This window comes from Candidatus Pantoea formicae (genome assembly GCF_011752625.1).
Lineage (GTDB): Bacteria > Pseudomonadota > Gammaproteobacteria > Enterobacterales > Enterobacteriaceae > Pantoea > Pantoea formicae.
This window is the reverse complement of record NZ_VWXD01000011.1, coordinates 109,282-127,264: the sequence shown is the minus strand read 5'-3', so window position 1 is coordinate 127,264 and position 17,983 is coordinate 109,282. Positions and strand designations below refer to the sequence as shown.

15 protein-coding genes and 4 tRNA genes are annotated in these 17,983 nt (G+C 52.5%); 2 read left to right on the top strand and 17 right to left on the bottom strand.

Annotated features, from left to right (window positions below; all coding sequences use genetic code 11):
* Window positions 1-90 precede the first annotated feature (90 nt).
* From F3J38_RS23080 to tam, 10 genes are all read right to left on the bottom strand, one after another.
* Window positions 91-167 (bottom strand) — tRNA-Arg (locus F3J38_RS23080).
* Between the two features lie 192 nt (window positions 168-359).
* Window positions 360-436, bottom strand: a tRNA-Arg gene (locus F3J38_RS23075).
* An 85-nt stretch (window positions 437-521) separates the two neighbouring features.
* Window positions 522-598 (bottom strand) — tRNA-Arg (locus tag F3J38_RS23070).
* A gap of 8 nt (window positions 599-606) precedes the next feature.
* Window positions 607-699 (bottom strand) — tRNA-Ser (locus tag F3J38_RS23065).
* A gap of 304 nt (window positions 700-1,003) precedes the next feature.
* Window positions 1,004-1,189 carry a carbon storage regulator CsrA gene (csrA, locus tag F3J38_RS23060; protein ID WP_004155916.1) on the bottom strand — a complete coding sequence of 62 codons (186 nt, stop codon included), beginning with the start codon at window positions 1,187-1,189 and terminating at the stop codon, window positions 1,004-1,006.
* A 249-nt stretch (window positions 1,190-1,438) separates the two neighbouring features.
* Window positions 1,439-4,066, bottom strand: coding sequence for an alanine--tRNA ligase (alaS, locus tag F3J38_RS23055; protein ID WP_167142551.1), 2,628 nt, complete (start codon window positions 4,064-4,066; stop codon window positions 1,439-1,441).
* A 134-nt stretch (window positions 4,067-4,200) separates the two neighbouring features.
* A complete protein-coding gene (locus tag F3J38_RS23050) occupies window positions 4,201-4,716 on the bottom strand; it encodes a regulatory protein RecX (RefSeq protein ID WP_205298381.1) in 516 nt (171 codons plus the stop codon).
* Window positions 4,717-4,821: 105 nt separating this feature from the next.
* The gene (gene recA / locus F3J38_RS23045; RefSeq protein WP_167142548.1) at window positions 4,822-5,892 is read right to left on the bottom strand and encodes a recombinase RecA; all 1,071 of its coding nucleotides are present in this window, start codon (window positions 5,890-5,892) and stop codon (window positions 4,822-4,824) included.
* 95 nt (window positions 5,893-5,987) lie between these two features.
* Window positions 5,988-6,482, bottom strand: a complete 495-nt coding sequence (gene pncC, locus F3J38_RS23040; RefSeq protein WP_167142544.1) for a nicotinamide-nucleotide amidase — start codon at window positions 6,480-6,482, stop codon at window positions 5,988-5,990.
* A 102-nt stretch (window positions 6,483-6,584) separates the two neighbouring features.
* Window positions 6,585-7,361, bottom strand: coding sequence for a trans-aconitate 2-methyltransferase (tam, locus tag F3J38_RS23035; protein WP_167142541.1), 777 nt, complete (start codon window positions 7,359-7,361; stop codon window positions 6,585-6,587).
* A 165-nt stretch (window positions 7,362-7,526) separates the two neighbouring features.
* On the opposite strand from tam, the gene F3J38_RS23030 reads away from it, so the two are divergent.
* The gene (locus tag F3J38_RS23030; RefSeq protein WP_167142537.1) at window positions 7,527-8,414 is read left to right on the top strand and encodes a dihydrodipicolinate synthase family protein; all 888 of its coding nucleotides are present in this window, start codon (window positions 7,527-7,529) and stop codon (window positions 8,412-8,414) included.
* A gap of 36 nt (window positions 8,415-8,450) precedes the next feature.
* Here the strand turns inward: F3J38_RS23030 and F3J38_RS23025 are convergent, their stop codons facing one another.
* Window positions 8,451-8,786 carry a zinc ribbon domain-containing protein YjdM gene (locus F3J38_RS23025; RefSeq protein WP_167142534.1) on the bottom strand — a complete coding sequence of 112 codons (336 nt, stop codon included), beginning with the start codon at window positions 8,784-8,786 and terminating at the stop codon, window positions 8,451-8,453.
* A gap of 86 nt (window positions 8,787-8,872) precedes the next feature.
* Window positions 8,873-9,955 carry a lytic murein transglycosylase B gene (mltB, locus tag F3J38_RS23020; RefSeq protein WP_167142530.1) on the bottom strand — a complete coding sequence of 361 codons (1,083 nt, stop codon included), beginning with the start codon at window positions 9,953-9,955 and terminating at the stop codon, window positions 8,873-8,875.
* 348 nt (window positions 9,956-10,303) lie between these two features.
* On the opposite strand from mltB, the gene mutS reads away from it, so the two are divergent.
* Complete coding sequence (gene mutS / locus F3J38_RS23015; protein ID WP_370661736.1) at window positions 10,304-12,865, top strand: DNA mismatch repair protein MutS; 2,562 nt, start codon at window positions 10,304-10,306, stop codon at window positions 12,863-12,865.
* A 113-nt stretch (window positions 12,866-12,978) separates the two neighbouring features.
* Here the strand turns inward: mutS and rpoS are convergent, their stop codons facing one another.
* The 5 genes from rpoS to truD all read right to left on the bottom strand — a co-directional run bounded on the left by rpoS (window position 12,979) and on the right by truD (window position 17,981).
* Window positions 12,979-13,971, bottom strand: a complete 993-nt coding sequence (gene rpoS / locus F3J38_RS23010) for an RNA polymerase sigma factor RpoS (protein WP_084936414.1) — start codon at window positions 13,969-13,971, stop codon at window positions 12,979-12,981.
* Between the two features lie 50 nt (window positions 13,972-14,021).
* Window positions 14,022-15,161: a murein hydrolase activator NlpD gene (gene nlpD, locus F3J38_RS23005; RefSeq protein ID WP_167142524.1), complete on the bottom strand. Its 1,140-nt coding sequence runs from the start codon at window positions 15,159-15,161 to the stop codon at window positions 14,022-14,024.
* A 166-nt stretch (window positions 15,162-15,327) separates the two neighbouring features.
* Window positions 15,328-15,954, bottom strand: coding sequence for a protein-L-isoaspartate(D-aspartate) O-methyltransferase (locus F3J38_RS23000; protein WP_167142521.1), 627 nt, complete (start codon window positions 15,952-15,954; stop codon window positions 15,328-15,330).
* Window positions 15,948-16,709 carry a 5'/3'-nucleotidase SurE gene (gene surE / locus F3J38_RS22995; protein WP_167142555.1) on the bottom strand — a complete coding sequence of 254 codons (762 nt, stop codon included), beginning with the start codon at window positions 16,707-16,709 and terminating at the stop codon, window positions 15,948-15,950. Before surE ends, F3J38_RS23000 begins: the two co-directional genes overlap by 7 nt.
* 228 nt (window positions 16,710-16,937) lie before the next feature.
* On the bottom strand, window positions 16,938-17,981 hold the full coding sequence (gene truD / locus F3J38_RS22990; RefSeq protein WP_167142518.1) for a tRNA pseudouridine(13) synthase TruD: 1,044 nt from the start codon (window positions 17,979-17,981) through the stop codon (window positions 16,938-16,940).
* Window positions 17,982-17,983: the final 2 nt, after the last annotated feature.

Below are 17,983 nucleotides of genomic sequence, written 5' to 3'. Positions count from 1 at the left end.
GCCGTTGCTGAAGCAACGTTATCCTCCTTAGTGCGGCCTGAACGTTTATCACGTCATGACACACTGAGGCACTTTCCATATTCGAGAATATGGTGCATCCAGGAGGATTCGAACCTCCGACCGCTCGGTTCGTAGCCGAGTACTCTATCCAGCTGAGCTATGGATGCATTGAGAGATTTTCTTACGATGGAATTACTGCAATCAACCTGGGAATGATACGAAGAATGGTGCATCCAGGAGGATTACTCGGCTTTCGCCTCGCCTTTCGGGCCGTTGCTGAAGCAACGTTATCCTCCTTAGTGCGGCCTGAACGTTTATCACGTCATGACACACTGAGGCACTTTCCATATTCGAGAATATGGTGCATCCAGGAGGATTCGAACCTCCGACCGCTCGGTTCGTAGCCGAGTACTCTATCCAGCTGAGCTATGGATGCATTGATATAATTCTTGTATAACGCAGGGTGCTAACAACTCACCATGAAAGGAACTGCTCGTTCACTCTTACTTCATCTTTCCGAATGGTGCATCCAGGAGGATTCGAACCTCCGACCGCTCGGTTCGTAGCCGAGTACTCTATCCAGCTGAGCTATGGATGCATCGGAAATGGCGGTGAGGCGGGGATTCGAACCCCGGATGCAGCTTTTGACCGCATACTCCCTTAGCAGGGGAGCGCCTTCAGCCTCTCGGCCACCTCACCTTACGCGTTCTTCCGAACCGTGCTTCTGAACTTTGTTTCTGCTCATCGGCACTGCGTGGCGCACATATTACTTTCCCGCACTTATAAGTCAAACAATTTTTCCCGACTTTTTCCTGATATACGTTTGATTGCACAAATGACGCGCAATTAGGGTGTTTAACCGACAAAAAGAGTGATTAATCAACAGTAAAAGCGCGCTGTAGATTGCAAATTAAGAAGAAAGAAATTGGGAGAAAAGCGGGAAAAAGAGGATTGATGCAAGAAAAGCGGTAGCGCCTCGCCGGTTGGCGAGGCGCTGAATCCGTTAGTAACTCGTTTGCTGAGTTTTTTCGGCCTGAATACGCTGATAGATTTCTTCGCGATGCACCGAAACTTCTTTAGGCGCGTTAACGCCAATGCGGACCTGGTTACCTTTAACACCCAGTACCGTTACAGTCACCTCATCGCCAATCATGAGGGTTTCACCAACTCGACGAGTTAGAATAAGCATTCTTTGCTCCTTGAAAGATTAAAAGAGTCGGGCCTGTTCGGTCTCCCGGCCATATCCATCATATAACGCTGAACGATACCTATGACAAATACACCATTGTGCATCGCCACGCCAATACATTCTGCTGATAGTTAGTTTAGCCGAAATACACTACATCAACCGGACTTTGTCATTAACTGGTGCACACCGCATCAAAAAGCGCCAGAACACGAGGTTCTGGCGCTCTTCACAGTGCTTCGTTTTATTTCGTTACAGTCGGCTACTGACCCAGTCTTGCACGCCGGCCAGGGCTCCAGACAACGCCTGCGGATTAGTACCGCCAGCCTGAGCCATATCTGGACGACCACCGCCTTTACCGCCAACCTGTGCTGCCAACTCACCGACCAACTCACCAGCCTTAACACGATCGGTTAGGTCTTTAGTGACGCCTGCAATCAGCGAAACCTTCCCTTCAGCGACGGTTGCCAACACAATTATCGCTGAACCCAGCTGATTCTTCAGGTCGTCCATCATGGTACGCAACATTTTCGGCTCGACGTTGCTTAACTCACTGACCAAAAGCTTAGTCCCCTTCAGGTCAATGGCTTTACTACTCAGTGAAGCACTCTCTTGCGCAGCTTGTTGATCGCGCAGTTGCTGTAGCTCTTTTTCAAGTGCGCGAACGTTATCCACCAGACCACGTACCTTCTCATTCAGGTTACTGGTATTGGCTTTAACCACCTGTGCAAGCTCAGACAGCTGATCGTTCTGCGCATGCAGTTGAGCAATGGCACCTTCACCCGTCAGTGCTTCAATACGGCGAACCCCTGCCGCAGTGCCTGACTCGGATTGAATACGGAACAGGCCAATATCGCCGGTGCGTGCGGCATGTGTACCACCACACAACTCAACAGAGTATTCACCCATGCTGACCACGCGCACGCGCTGCTCATATTTCTCGCCGAACAGCGCCGTTGCGCCGCGCGCTTTCGCTTCATCCAGATCCATCACCTCGGTCTGGATGAGCAAATTGCGACGAATCTGAGTATTAACGATATCTTCAACGGTGCGAATCTGCTCTGGCTTCATCGCTTCAGTATGAGAGAAGTCGAAGCGCAGGTATTTGTCGTTGTTCAGTGAGCCTTTCTGACCGACGTGGTCGCCCAGCACTTCACGTAAAGCTTCGTGCATCAAATGCGTTGCAGAGTGGTTAAGGATAATGCGCGCACGGCGTTCTTCATCCACTTGTGCATTTAAACGGTCGCCTACACGTAATTGGCCGTGATTCAGCTTACCGATATGACCGAAGGCTTTACCATACTTTTGGGTATCCTGAACGCTAAATTCAGCATTCTGCCCAGTCAGCACACCGGTATCTCCCACCTGGCCGCCTGATTCACCGTAGAACGGCGTCTGGTCCAAAATGACGACAGCATCCTGTCCTGCAGAAACCTGCTCAACCTGTTGGCCATTCACGAACAGCGCCTGGACGGTGCCTTCCAGTTGCAACTGCTCATAACCTTTGAAGTCAGTCGCCGTATCAAAACGAATCACGCTGTTGTAATCAGCACCAAAGCCGCTCGCTTCACGCGCACGCTGGCGTTGCTGTTCCATTGCCGTTTCAAAGCCTGCTTCATCAATCTTCAGATTGCGTTCACGGCAGACGTCAGCGGTTAAATCAGCGGGGAAGCCGAAGGTGTCATACAGACGGAATACGGTCTCACCATCCAGCGTATCGCCTTGTAGGTTAGCCAGTTCTTCGTCCAGCAATGCCAGACCACGCTCCAGCGTCTTAGCAAACTGCTCCTCTTCACCCTTCAGCGCATTCTCAACGTGCTTCTGTTGACGCTTCAGGTCTTCACCGGCTTCACCCATTACGTCGATCAGCGGTGCAACCAGCTTGTAGAAGAAGGCTTCTTTGGCACCCAGCATATTGCCGTGGCGCACAGCGCGACGAATGATGCGACGCAGCACATAGCCACGGTTTTCATTCGACGGAATCACGCCATCAGCAATCAGGAAGGCACAAGAACGGATGTGATCGGCAATGACGCGCAATGATTTGTTGTTCAGGTCGGTAGCGCCCGTCACCTGTGCAACAGCTTTGATCAGTTTGGCAAACAGATCGATTTCATAGTTCGAGTTAACATGCTGCAGTACCGCGGCAATACGCTCAAGGCCCATACCGGTGTCCACTGACGGTTTAGGCAGTGGCTCCATCGTACCGTCGGCCTGACGGTTGAACTGCATAAAGACGATATTCCAGATCTCAATATAGCGATCGCCATCTTCTTCTGGGCTGCCCGGTGGGCCACCCCAGATATGATCACCGTGATCGTAGAAAATTTCGGTGCAAGGACCGCAAGGGCCCGTGTCGCCCATCTGCCAGAAGTTATCAGAAGCGTAAGCGCTGCCTTTATTGTCACCGATGCGAATAATACGTTCGCGTGGCACACCAACGTCATTAGCCCAGATTTCAAAGGCTTCATCGTCGGTTTCATAAACGGTAACCCACAAGCGCTCTTTTGGCAGCTTGAACCACTGCTCACCCGTCAACAGTTCCCAGGCATAAGCAATCGCTTCTTTCTTGAAGTAATCGCCAAAGCTGAAATTACCCAACATTTCAAAGAAGGTATGGTGGCGTGCGGTGTAGCCTACGTTCTCCAGGTCATTGTGCTTGCCGCCGGCACGCACACAACGCTGAGACGTGGTGGCACGTGCATAGTCGCGCTTATCCTGACCGAGGAAAACGTCTTTAAACTGTACCATCCCGGCGTTGGTAAACAGCAACGTCGGGTCGTTGTTCGGTACGAGGGAGCTGCTGGCTACAACCTGATGTCCCTTGCTATGAAAAAAGTCGAGAAACGCTTGACGGATCTCAGCAGTGCTCTTGCTCATATAATTCCTGGAATCACGCTAACGAACGTTCCCTTTCGCTGACAAACCGCTTCCGCTGGTCCACCGCTGATTGAGGAACAAAAAGTGGGAATAAGATAAATTTTCTTCAGTGGGAAGTAAAATCCCATTGCCTTTCAGCTGTCAAAATTTCTGAAAACGGCCTGAATATCTTCCATCATAAAGCCTTTCGACATCAAAAATCGCTGCACTTTGCTTTTCTCTGCCCAGGTTTGTGGCAATGGATCACCAAACTTGCGCTTTGCGAGGTCGGCGGCGCATTGGCTCCAGTCAACTTCGGTATCCTGCAGCGCCTGATTAATTTCCTCGCGGCTGATGCCTTTTTGTTGCAACTCCATGCGGACACGCTGCGTCCCATACCCCTTACGCGCTCTGCTTTGAATAAAGCGTTCGGTAAAACGCTGGTCGTTGAGCCAGCCACTTTCCTGGCACCAGTCGAGCACTTTTTCCAGTAACTCATCCGGGATTGGCACGCTTTCTTGTTGTTGCAGATAGGCAGCACGCTGAGACGAAAGCTGTAACTTGCGTTTCAATTCGTCACGGCTGTGATCGCGTTGCGACAAAATGCGCATGGCACGGACAAGCAAACGAGAAAATGTCGGCACAGATGCCGCTGAGGGTGTTGATGACATAGGTTTACCTTGTTCTGACTATTGCGCAGGGTAAAGCAAGAAGGCGATGAGGAAAAGCATGAACGGGGAAAAGCAAACGGGAGCATCGCTGCTCCCGTGGGTATTTTAGAAATCTTCGTTGGTTTCGCTGGCTTCTTCGTAGTCATCAGCAGGAATGTCTGCTGCACCGGCGCCAGCTGTCGCCCCCGTCAGCAGCAAATCACGCAACTTTTTATCGATTTCGTTGGCGATGGCCGGGTTCTCTTTCAGGAAGTTAGTCGAGTTAGCTTTACCTTGACCAATCTTCTCACCGTTGTAGCTGTACCACGCACCGGCTTTCTCAACCAGTTTGTGTTTCACGCCAAGATCCACCAGCTCACCAAAGGTGTTGATGCCTTCACCGTACATGATCTGGAATTCAGCCTGCTTAAACGGTGCCGCAATTTTGTTCTTCACTACTTTCACGCGGGTTTCGCTACCCACCACTTCATCACCCTCTTTGATCGCACCGATACGGCGGATATCAAGACGGACAGAAGCGTAGAATTTCAGCGCGTTACCACCGGTAGTGGTTTCTGGGTTGCCAAACATCACACCAATTTTCATACGAATCTGGTTGATGAAGATCAGCAGCGTGTTGGACTGCTTCAGGTTACCCGCCAGCTTACGCATCGCCTGGCTCATCATACGAGCGGCCAGGCCCATGTGCGAATCACCGATTTCACCTTCGATTTCTGCTTTAGGCGTCAGCGCTGCCACGGAGTCAACAATGATGACATCAACCGCACCAGAGCGCGCCAGCGCATCACAGATTTCCAGCGCCTGCTCACCGGTATCCGGCTGTGAGCACAGCAGGTTATCGATATCTACGCCCAGTTTTTTGGCGTATACCGGGTCAAGTGCGTGTTCAGCATCAATAAAGGCACAGGTTTTGCCTTTACGTTGCGCAGCGGCAATAACCTGCAGCGTCAGTGTTGTTTTACCAGAAGACTCTGGTCCGTAGATTTCAACGATACGGCCCATTGGCAAACCGCCAGCACCCAACGCGATATCCAGCGACAGTGAACCGGTTGAAATGGTTTCAACATCCATTGAGCGGTCTTCACCCAAGCGCATGATCGAGCCTTTACCAAATTGTTTCTCAATCTGGCCCAGCGCGGCAGCTAAAGCTTTCTGTTTGTTCTCGTCAATCGCCATTTCCACTCCTAAATCATGCTGGGTAAGCCGACATCGTTGTATGCCTGCTCGTTCTGTTGCCGCTAATTATACTGTATGACCATACAGTATCAAGTTTAATTTGTCAGAAATTCATCAAGCAGCGTTTGGAGTGCCCAACAAACCGACTGACGGCGCACCGCTTCACGGTCTCCGGCAAAAATTTGCTGCTGCGCAATGATACGCCCATTCGGTCCTGCAATAGCAAACCAAACGGTGCCAACCGGTTTCTCCGCTGAACCGCCATCTGGCCCGGCAATCCCGCTCACCGCAACGCCAAAATCAGCAGCAGCAGCATTGCAGGCACCCCGCGCCATCTCACGTACGGTTTGCTCGCTCACTGCGCCATGTTGGGCCAGAGTAGCAGCCTGCACACCCACCATCTGCTGTTTAGCTTCATTGCTGTAAGTCACGAAGCCACGCTCAAACCAGGCTGAGCTACCACTCACATCAGTGAAGACCTTAGCAATCCAGCCTCCGGTACAAGATTCGGCAGCGGTTACGGTCGCCTGGCGTGCTTTTAACTGCTCACCAATGCGAAAACTCAACTGTTGCAACTGTTGGTCGTTCATCGCCTTCTCCTGTTATGGCGCTTCACGTTAGCAATAAATGGTGTGGCGGGAAGCCCTTTTCAACCACCACCACACTATTTTGCGAGCCTGCTCCCGATGAGATCAGCGAGTTCTCACTGCCACCATAAAGAGTCGTGGGAAAGCCAGCAAAACCTGACCGTTGTGACGAGAGGGATAAGCCGGGAGCAATGCCTGATGATAGTCATGGAGGAACTCAGCCTGCTGCGTCTCATCCAGCGTGGCGAGGAAAGGACGCAAACCGGTAGCGCGCAGCCAGGTAATAATGCCCTGTGCATCCGCCATTGGGTGATAGTAGGTCGTGCGCCAGATATCGACCTGACAACCTGCATCGCTCAGCAAATCAAAATAGTTTTCGGTGGTCAGTAGTCGTTTGCGGTCTGCTGCCTGCGCCGAAATATGCGACTGCCAGCGCTCACTGGCCGCCACTTCACGCATCAGACGATGTGAAGGCTCTTCGAGGTTATCTGGCATTTGCACCGCCAGCGCGCCGCCGATATCCAGTTGATTGACCAGATGCGGCAGTAGCGTTTGATGGTCAGTCAGCCACTGTAAAGACGCATTGGCATAAATAACCTGCTGTGGCTGAGATGGCTGCCAGTGCCGAATATCCGCCTGCTGGAAAGCGCAAGACGGCAGTCGCTCCTGAGCCTGTTCCAGCATCGCTGCTGAACTATCAATACCGGTGATCTGTGCATCTGGCCACTTATGCGCCAGTAGTTCGGTACTGTTGCCAGGCCCACAACCAAGGTCAGTGGCAAAATGCACGTGGATAGGGGGAATACGATCTAAGAGTTCACGCGCAGGTCGCGTACGTTCCGATTCGAACTGACGATAAAGTTGAGGATTCCAGTCTTGCATGTCACCACTCCTGTCTGGCTGAAGAGCACCACACTAACTGCTTTTCGTCTTCTGAGGCGAAGAGAAAAGTGCGATACCTCACTTTTTAAGGCTGACTCGCTGGCACAAATTGATCTGGGTGATTAAGTTAAAACAACGTTTCATTTTTCAATCAAGGAGCGAGTGATGGCTGCACAACCTTTATTGACGGGCATCTGGTGCCCATCGGTTACCCCTTTTGATCAAAACAACAAGTTGGATGTTGATGCACTCGGTCGCCATTTTTCACGCCTGAGCACATCGGGCATTGATACCCTATTGTTGATGGGGAGCATTGGCGAATTTGCTTCGCTGACTCAGCAGGAAAGGCTGCAACTGATTCGCGAAGCGCGTCAACTTTCTCCGCTCACCATGGTGGCAAATGTTTCAAGCACCTGCATTCCTGATATGGTGCAACTCGCCGAAGCCGCCTGGAAAAATGGTTATGATGCGGTAATGGTTTTACCACCCTACTACTATGGCCAGACGCAAAAGCAGTTGCTGAGCTACTTTAAAGCGCTGGATAAACAATTAGGTGGAAAGTGGTTTGCCTATAATTTCCCGGCGCGCACTGGCTGCGATTTAACGCCGGCGCTGATCGCTGAGCTCGCAGCAGAACTGCCACAGTTTATTGGCATTAAAGACACCATGGATTGCCTGTCTCACAATCGGGCTTTGATTGAAGAAACGAAAAAGGTACGCAGCGATTTCAGCGTACTTTCCGGTTATGACGAGTATCTACTGCCGAACTTACTGGCCGGCGGGGCGGGTGTTATCTCTGGGTTGAACAATATTGTGCCCGAGCTCTTTGCCGAGGCGATGCAAGCATGGCGTGCCGGAGAGTTAGAAAAACTCACTCGGATTCAGCAACGCATTGGCCAACTGATGGCGATTTACACTATCGGTGATGATTTTGTTACCACCATCAAAACCGCCGTCGCACGTAAGTTTAATTCGATGGGCAGCCATTCACGCAATTTTGGCGGTGAACTCAGCATGGAACAGTGCGAGGCCGTAGATCGCTTACTGGGGTAAAAGGTGCACAGGACGGCAAAGCGCGCCGTCCTGCCATTAGTTCTTTTTCACAAATTCAGATTTAAGCTTCATCGGGCCAAAGCCATCAATCTTACAATCGATATTATGGTCACCTTCGACCAAGCGAATGCTTTTCACTTTGGTGCCGATTTTCAGTGTGGAAGAACTGCCTTTGACTTTGAGATCTTTAACTACTGTCACGCTGTCACCATCAGCCAGCAGATTGCCATTAGCATCACGTACCACCAGCCCTTCCGCTGTGGTATCTGCTGCTGTTGACCAAATATGGCCACAAGATGGGCAGTTCAGGTTGTCACCGTCTTGCCAGGTATAATCAGCCTGGCATACAGGACAGGCAGGTAAAGTCGTCATAAGCGCTCCTCAGAAGTCAGCATAGGGTGAAGATGGCACCGCAAAAGGGGCGCCATCTTATACCCTCACACTTTATAAGGACAGCATTAAAGCATATTGCCCTGACGCGCTTTCGCAACGGCTTCACCCAGTTGCCACACGGCCATCGCATAGTGCGTACTGTGGTTATAACGCGTGATGACATAGAAGTTTGGCAAGCCAAACCAATATTGATAACTGGTACCCAGATCGAGCCGCAGCAGGCTAGCCTGATTGTTGCCGTCCAGGGAACCTTGCGGCGTTAAACCGCTGGCCATCAGCGTATTAACTGGGTAAAGCGTTTTGAAGCCATCGTCCAGCCCAGGGGCTTGACCGCTCGCAGGCACCGCAACATTCTCACCCGCACGCCAGCCGTGTTCTTTGAAGTAGTTTGCAACGCTACCGATGGCATCCACCGGATCCCACAGGTTAATGTGACCATCGCCGTTAAAATCGACCGCATACTGTTTATAGGAAGACGGCATAAACTGGCCGTAACCCATCGCCCCTGCAAAGGAACCGCGGAGATCCAACGGATCATCCTGTTCTGTACGCGCCATCAGCAAGAAGGTTTCCAGCTCACTGCTGAAATAAGCGGCCCGGCGAGGATAGCTAAAGGATAAGGTTGCCAGCGCATCCAGCAGACGCGTTTTACCCATCACTCGGCCCCAGCGCGTTTCGACACCGATAATACCGACAATGATTTCAGGCGGAACACCATAAACCTGTTGGGCACGCTGCAATGCATCCTGATATTGGTTCCAGAACGCCACACCATTCTGCACATTATCTGGCGTGATAAATTTGTTGCGATAGCGAATCCACGCGCCATTGGGTCCAGATGGCGGCGTATAACTTGGTGCCTGCTGATCCATTAATCGCAGCACGTAGTCCAAGCGCTTTGCCTGGCCAATGACGGCATGCAACTGGTCGCGGTTGAAACCGTGTTTTGCCACCATTTGATCAATAAACTGCTCAGCCGCCGGATTACTGGCGAAATCGCCAAACATCGGCTGAACGGCGTGTGAAGGTTCCAGTAAAAAACCACCTTTAGGTGCAGGCACAACGGCGGATTGCTGCTGGGGTGCAGGCTTACTGCTGCAGGCAGCAAGCAGGGCAATAAGCGGAAGAAAAGCAACCTTGAAACGCATTAGATATCCATAAGCCAGATGAAACCGGAAGCCCACATGGTAATCGTTCATCCATGCGGGATACAGAGTAATATCTTAAAATTTCGCTGCTTTTCGCCGATTTCAGTGGGTTGCAGCACAAATTTGCGAGACAGCTCTGCACTTAAGCTTTATCGCGAAATTTTGCTTTTTACCCCTTATCGCAATTTGTTAAGGTCGGCAGCCAGAAATCATGTCTGGCGGATGAAGGTCACCGGGCAAAAATGTTAACATCGACGCTTTGGTTGTCCGCCTGCAGGATAACGCAACAAGCTGGCTGGCAAGATCCGGCTGATAATGATCAAAGAGTCAATTTTGAGTGAATACGAGATGAAAGGAGCAGCGCAAATGGACTTTACAGGCCATACGCCCATGATGCAGCAATACCTGCGCCTGAAGGCCGACCATCCTGACATCCTGCTGTTTTATCGCATGGGCGATTTTTACGAGCTGTTCTATGACGACGCCAGACGTGCTTCACAGCTACTTGAGATCTCACTCACCAAACGCGGCGCATCAGCCGGTGAACCCATTCCCATGGCAGGTGTACCTTACCACGCGGTTGAAGGCTATCTGGCGAAACTGGTACAGCTCGGTGAATCCGTGGCGATCTGCGAGCAGATTGGCGATCCGGCACTGAGCAAAGGCCCGGTAGAGCGTAAAGTCGTTCGTATTGTGACGCCCGGCACCATCAGTGATGAGGCGCTGTTGCAAGAGCGTCAGGATAACCTGCTGGCAGCCATCTTCCAGAGCCAGCGCGGTTTTGGCTATGCCACATTGGATATCAGCTCCGGGCGTTTTCGCCTGAGCGAACCGGCTGACCAGGAGACCATGGCAGCAGAACTGCAGCGCACCAATCCGGCTGAGCTGCTCTACCCTGAAGATCTCCAAGCTATGGCGTTGATTGACCAACGTCGTGGCCTGCGCCGTCGCCCGCTTTGGGAATATGAAGTTGACACCGCTCGCCAGCAATTGAATCTGCAATTTGGTACGCGTGACCTCAGCGGTTTTGGTGTTGAGCAGGCACATCTGGCACTGCGCGCAGCGGGCTGTTTGCTGCAGTATGTCAAAGACACGCAGCGCACCTCCTTGCCACATATCCGTTCGCTGAGCATGGAGCGTCAGCAGGACAGCGTGATCATGGATGCGGCAACCCGTCGTAATCTGGAGATTACCCAAAACCTCGCGGGTGGCATTGAAAATACGCTAGCCGCGGTGCTGGATAAAACCGTCACGCCGATGGGCAGCCGTATGCTGAAACGTTGGCTACACATGCCACTGCGTGATGTCACCACCATCGGTCGCCGACAGGAATCGATTGCTGAACTGCAATCACTTAGCCAAGAGTTGCAGCCAGTGCTGCGTCAGGTCGGTGACCTTGAGCGTATTCTGGCGCGTCTGGCGCTGCGCACCGCACGCCCGCGTGATTTGGCGCGTATGCGTCATGCCTTCCAGCAGTTACCCGAACTTAATCAGCAGCTTGAAGGTGTGGAAGCCACTCAGCTGGTGAATCTTCGCGCGCAGATGGGGGATTTCACTGAATTACGCGAGCTGCTAGAGCAAGCGGTGATTGAGTCGCCGCCGGTGCTGGTTCGTGACGGCGGCGTGATTGCACCAGGATACAATGCTGAGCTGGATGAGTGGCGCGCGCTCGCTGATGGTGCCACTGATTATCTCGATCGTTTAGAAATTCGTGAACGTGAAAAACTGGGTCTCGATACTCTAAAAGTCGGTTTTAATGCCATTCATGGCTACTACATTCAGGTCAGCCGTGGCCAAAGCCACCAGGTGCCGATTCATTATGTGCGCCGTCAGACGCTGAAAAATGCCGAACGCTACATCATTCCAGAACTAAAAGAGTATGAAGATAAAGTTCTGACCTCAAAAGGCAAAGCACTGGCGCTGGAAAAAGGGCTTTATGAGGAGTTGCTGGATCGTTTAATGCCACACCTTGAAGCGCTGCAACTCAGTGCTGCTGCACTAGCAGAGTTGGATGTGCTGGCAAACCTCGCGGAGAGGGCTTGGACATTAAATTATTGCCGTCCTGTATTGCAGGAAAAAGCTGGAATCCGCATTACGGCTGGGCGCCATCCGGTGGTAGAGCAGGTGTTAAAAGAACCGTTCATTGCCAACCCATTGTCGCTTTCGCAACAGCGTCGCATGCTGATCATTACTGGTCCTAACATGGGCGGTAAAAGTACCTATATGCGCCAAACTGCGCTCATCGCGCTTATGGCATGGATTGGCAGTTATGTGCCAGCAGAAGAGACGGTGATTGGCCCCATTGACCGTATTTTCACGCGCGTGGGCGCGGCCGATGACCTGGCTTCTGGACGTTCAACCTTTATGGTTGAGATGACGGAAACGGCCAATATTCTGCATAACGCCACTGAAAATAGTCTGGTGTTGATGGATGAGATTGGACGCGGTACGTCAACCTATGACGGCCTCTCGCTGGCATGGGCCTGTGCGGAAAGCTTGGCCAATCGCATCAAAGCCATGACGCTGTTTGCTACCCATTACTTCGAACTCACCACTCTGCCAGAGAAAATGGAAGGCGTGGTGAATGTTCATCTGGATGCCGTCGAACATGGCGACACCATTGCCTTTATGCACAGCGTACAAGATGGTGCAGCCAGCAAGAGTTACGGCCTGGCTGTCGCTGCACTGGCGGGGGTGCCAAAGGATGTCATCAAGCGTGCGCGTAATAAGCTGAAGGAATTGGAGGCATTGTCTGGCAGCTCTGCCGCTTCCACCGTGGAAGGCTCGCAAATGCAGCTGTTGGTTGCAGAGACCTCACCCGCGGTTGATGCGCTGGAAGCGCTTGACCCAGATAGCCTGACGCCAAAACAAGCCCTGGAATGGATTTACCGCCTTAAAACATTGGTCTAGTTCAGTACTGATGAGCGGCGGGCTATGATGCCGCTCATTAGCGCAACAACCAGATAACGCACATAAAAAAACGGTGACCCAAGGGCCACCGTTTTTTTATTGCCGGTTAAGGCTTATTCACGAAACAGTGCTTCAATATTGAGGCCCTGAGTCTGCAAAATCTCACGCAGACGACGCAGACCTTCAACCTGAATCTGACGGACACGTTCACGGGTCAACCCGATTTCACGGCCTACATCTTCCAGCGTTGCCGCTTCATAGCCTAACAGGCCGAAACGACGCGCCAGCACTTCACGCTGCTTGGCATTCAATTCAAACAACCACTTAACGATGCTTTGTTTCATATCATCGTCCTGCGTGGTGTCTTCCGGGCCGTTGTCTTTCTCATCGGCCAGGATATCCAGCAGCGCTTTTTCGGAATCTCCACCCAGCGGTGTATCAACCGAGGTAATACGCTCGTTGAGACGCAGCATACGGCTAACGTCATCAACCGGCTTGTCTAACTGCTCAGCGATCTCTTCCGCACTAGGCTCATGGTCAAGCTTGTGTGAAAGCTCACGCGCGGTACGCAGGTAAACATTCAACTCTTTAACGATGTGGATAGGCAGACGAATGGTTCGGGTTTGATTCATGATCGCCCGTTCAATCGTTTGACGAATCCACCAGGTAGCATAAGTCGAGAAACGGAACCCACGTTCTGGGTCAAACTTCTCCACGGCACGAATCAGGCCGAGATTACCCTCTTCAATCAGATCCAGCAGTGCCAGACCACGATTGCTGTAGCGGCGGGCAATCTTTACTACCAAGCGTAAATTACTTTCAATCATGCGGCGGCGAGAAGGAATATCACCACGTAGTGCACGACGAGCGAAGAACACTTCTTCTTCCGCCGTCAGTAGTGGAGAGTAACCGATCTCACCAAGGTAAAGCTGCGTCGCATCCAAAACGCGTTGCGTCGCACCCTGTGACAACAGCTCTTCTTCAGCTACTTCGCTATCACTAGGTTCGTTCTCAACGAGAGCCTTCTCATCAAAAACCTCAGCTCCGTTCTCCTCGAATTCCGCATCTTCATGTAACTCGTTAACTTTCAGCGTATTCTGGTTCATAAGCGGCTCCTACCCGTGATCCAAGGGCAGAACACCAAGGTTCTGCCGGATTATCGCTGCGGTAAATAACGCAACGGGTTTACGGATTTCCCCTTGTAACGAATTTCAAAATGTAATCTTACCGAACTGGTTCCGGTACTACCCATGGTAGCGATTTTTTGCCCCGCCTTAACTTCCTGTTGTTCCCGGACCAGCATGGAATCGTTATGGGCGTAAGCACTCAGGTAATCATCATTGTGTTTGATGATGATTAAATTACCGTACCCACGGAGCGCGTTGCCTGCGTATACCACCCTTCCTGAAGCAGTGGCGACAACAGGTTGTCCACGCGAACCGGCGATATCGATCCCTTTGTTTCCGCCTTCCGCAGCGGAGAAGTTATCGATGATCTTCCCATCAGTCGGCCAACGCCAGCTTCCCACTGGGGTTGTGCTGTTAGTCGTGCTGCTGACTGTAGGCGGTGCGGTAACCGGAGCTGTGGTCGTTGCCACATTATTTGCCCCTTTCGACGGCAGCATTTTACCGCCTGTCGAACCCGAATCATCAGAATACGTAATAACAGGTTGCTGTGCAACAGGGGCAGATTTAATTTGCGTTTGGTTGGAGGCAACTGGCACTCCGCCCTGCGTGGCGTCCGCTGCGGTTATCGCATTACCGCCGGTGATAGTCTGGCCATTTCCATTACCCACCTGCAGGGTTTGCCCAGCCTCCAAGGAATACGGGGCCGCAATATTATTGCGTTGGGCTAAATCACGGAAGTCATTACCTGTAATCCAGGCAATGTAGAAGAGCGTATCACCGCGTTTAACGGTGTAAGTTTCACCACCGTAACTGCCTTTAGGAATATTCCCATAATTGCGGTTGTACACGATGCGACCATTTTGCGTGACAACATTATTATTGCCACTAACCATTCCACCGGAGGGGGCAGACGATGGTGTACCACCGCTTAACATTCCTCCGTGCGGCATGGCTGGCACCGTGCTGTTCTGCGAAGAAAGCATGCCGCCACTCGGCGCAGAAGGTATACCGCCACCTGACGCGGAAGACATACCACTGTCCGAACCGCCGCCAATCTGGCTGATGGGAGCCTGTGTGTTGTCGCCTGAGCTACAACCCGCCAGCCAAAAACCTACCAGTGAAAGTGCCGCCAAACGGCGTAATTGAAATACTGTGCTTCCCGTGCTCATTGATCCCCCGTTATGGCAATCCTGGATAAAACTGTATGACCGCGATAACCGCATTTTTCACTACTTCGGACGTAGAAAGCGGTCTTTCGCATTGATTAACAAGGATAGTAACAATATCAACTGCGCCGTGCCATGTAACAGTTGTGAAGATTTACGTAGCAACGGCTCAGGCCAGATCGCCCTGAACTAAAGGCACAAAGCGGACGGGTTCAATGATTTCTTCAATACATTCATTACCCTGACGACGCAGGCGTTTTAAAACCTGCTGATCTTCCCCCACTGGCAGCACCATTCTGCCACCCTCTTTCAATTGCGCTATCAGCGCAGTCGGAATTTCAGGAGGAGCAGCAGTGACAATAATAGCGTCGAATGGGCCACGTGCAGCCCATCCTTGCCATCCGTCACCATGACGAGTGGAGATATTATGCAGATCGAGTTGTTTAAGCCGGCGCTTAGCCTGCCACTGCAACCCTTTGATACGCTCAACGGAATAAACGTGGTTAACAAGATGCGCCAGAATGGCCGTTTGATAGCCAGAACCGGTGCCAATTTCCAGCACGCGCGATTCTGGGTTCAACTCCAATAGAGCGGTCATTCGGGCGACCATATAAGGCTGTGAAATCGTCTGCCCTTTGCCAATAGGCAGCGCAACGTTCTCCCAGGCTTTATGCTCAAACGCCTCATCGATAAAACGTTCGCGTGGCACATCGGCGATGGCTTTTAACAGATGCTCATCGTGGATGCCTTGCGCGCGCAGTTGCTCTAACAGCGTTTCGATGCGGCGATTCACCATGCCAAATTCACCTCTGCCTGGCTCAACCAGTCGTCCAGGACGTCCTGCGCCGGGTGTGCGGTGAGATCGACATGTAAAGCAGTGATTGAGACATAGCCGGCATCAACGGCGGCGAAATCGGTATCTGGACCCGCATCAAGTTTTTCCCCCGGTGGACCAATCCAGTAAAGAGTATGGCCACGTGGATCTTCGGTGCAGATCACCTTATCAGCAGGATGGCGGCTACCACAGCGGGTGACACGGAAGCCTTTGATTTCTGATAATGGTAAATCGGGCACGTTGATGTTGAGGATTCGCCCCGTGCGCAGGGGTGCCCGCGACAGCGCCCGTAATAACGTGCAGGTGACGACGGCGGCAGTAGCGTAGTGCTGATGGCCATTCAGAGAGACGGCGAGTGCGGGCAGCCCTAAATGGCGCCCTTCCATCGCTGCGGCAACGGTCCCAGAGTAAATGACATCATCCCCCAGATTCGGTCCGGCGTTGATGCCTGAAACCACAATATCCGGGCGCGGCTGCATCAGTTTGTTCACCCCAAGAAACACACAGTCCGTGGGAGTGCCCATCTGTACCGCGATATCGCCATTTTCATGGGTAAAGGTACGTAGCGGCGTTTCCAGCGTCAGAGAATTTGATGCCCCACTACGATTACGATCGGGCGCGACAACCTGCACATCAGCGAACTCACGCAGTGCGCGAGCTAACGTCTGAATACCGGGTGCATGAATTCCATCGTCGTTGCTGAGCAATATCCGCATCTGTTCCTGACCTTTGTTCATTCAACTGGCTCTCGCTCCACCCAGCAGCCATGCGTTCTGGTGCCTTTGAAAGGGAAACTGGCGAAACAAGGATCTTTGCATTCTAGCGGTGAGGCGCGGGAAGTGGTAGACGTAAATCACGGAACTTCCGGCGTTTGCCGCAACATTGCGCAGCCGAAGCGTGAGTTGACCCGGCGTTTAAGCCGGGTGATGAGGCGGTAAGAAAACTTATTCGTCACCGATGGGCGCAGCCGCGCCGTTGCTCAGCAGCTCACGCACGACGCTGGTGGCAAAGCTGCCAGCAGGTAGCCAGAATTGCATCTCCAGCGTGACGTCATCCCACCAATTCCAGTTCAGATCTTTTGGCACCACCAGCATGGCACGGCGGGCGGCATCAACGCGTTCTCGATCCAGTAACCCCAGCAGTTCTGCAGCCGGTGCCAACGTGCTTTGCTCAAACGCCAGTACCTCGCCCTGTGGGCCTAATTCGCCACGACCGGCCAGCGGAGCGGTAATGCGGAGGCCGTGATTATCCACGCGTTGCTGTAGTTCCGGCAGCTCTTCAGCCAGGGCGACAAACCAACTCCCCCGCCCGGCCAGCTGCAAGGCATCACCGACTTGTACGCGATCCAGCGCACCATCACGTTGTAAACGTGCACTGGTGACCTGATTAAACAGCTGACTGCGCGCTGCAGAGAGAAGAATGCCTTTCATGCTGCGATCGCGCGGGCGGAATTTTTCTTCGGCCCAGAGTTTCGCCTGCGTCAGGTTATTGCCACCACGACCAAAGCGCTGCTCACCAAAGTAGTTGGGAACGCCGCTTTGCTGGATGCGCTGCAAGCGCCCTTCCACTTCCGCGCGATCGGAGACCTGGCGCACAATTAAGCGAAACGCATTGCCCGCCAGCGCGCCGGTGCGCAATTTACGCTTGTGGCGAATCACCTGCAGGATTTCGACACCTTCCAGCTCAAAGCCAGCCAGATTCGGCATCGCGTTACCCGGCACGCGGAAACACAGCGTCTGCTCGGTCACAGCATGACGGTCTTTCATCCCGGCATAGCTCATATCGCGTTGATGCACGCCGAGGAATTTCGCGATAGCTTCAGCGACAAAGCGCGTATTGCAGCCGATCTTGCGGATGCGCACTAACAGCTGTTCGCCCTCGCCATCATAGGGATAGCCGAGGTCTTCAATCACCACGAAATCTTCGGGATTGGCCTTAATCACGCCGGTGGCACTCGGGACGCCGTGCAGGTAAAGCAGCTCACTCATAC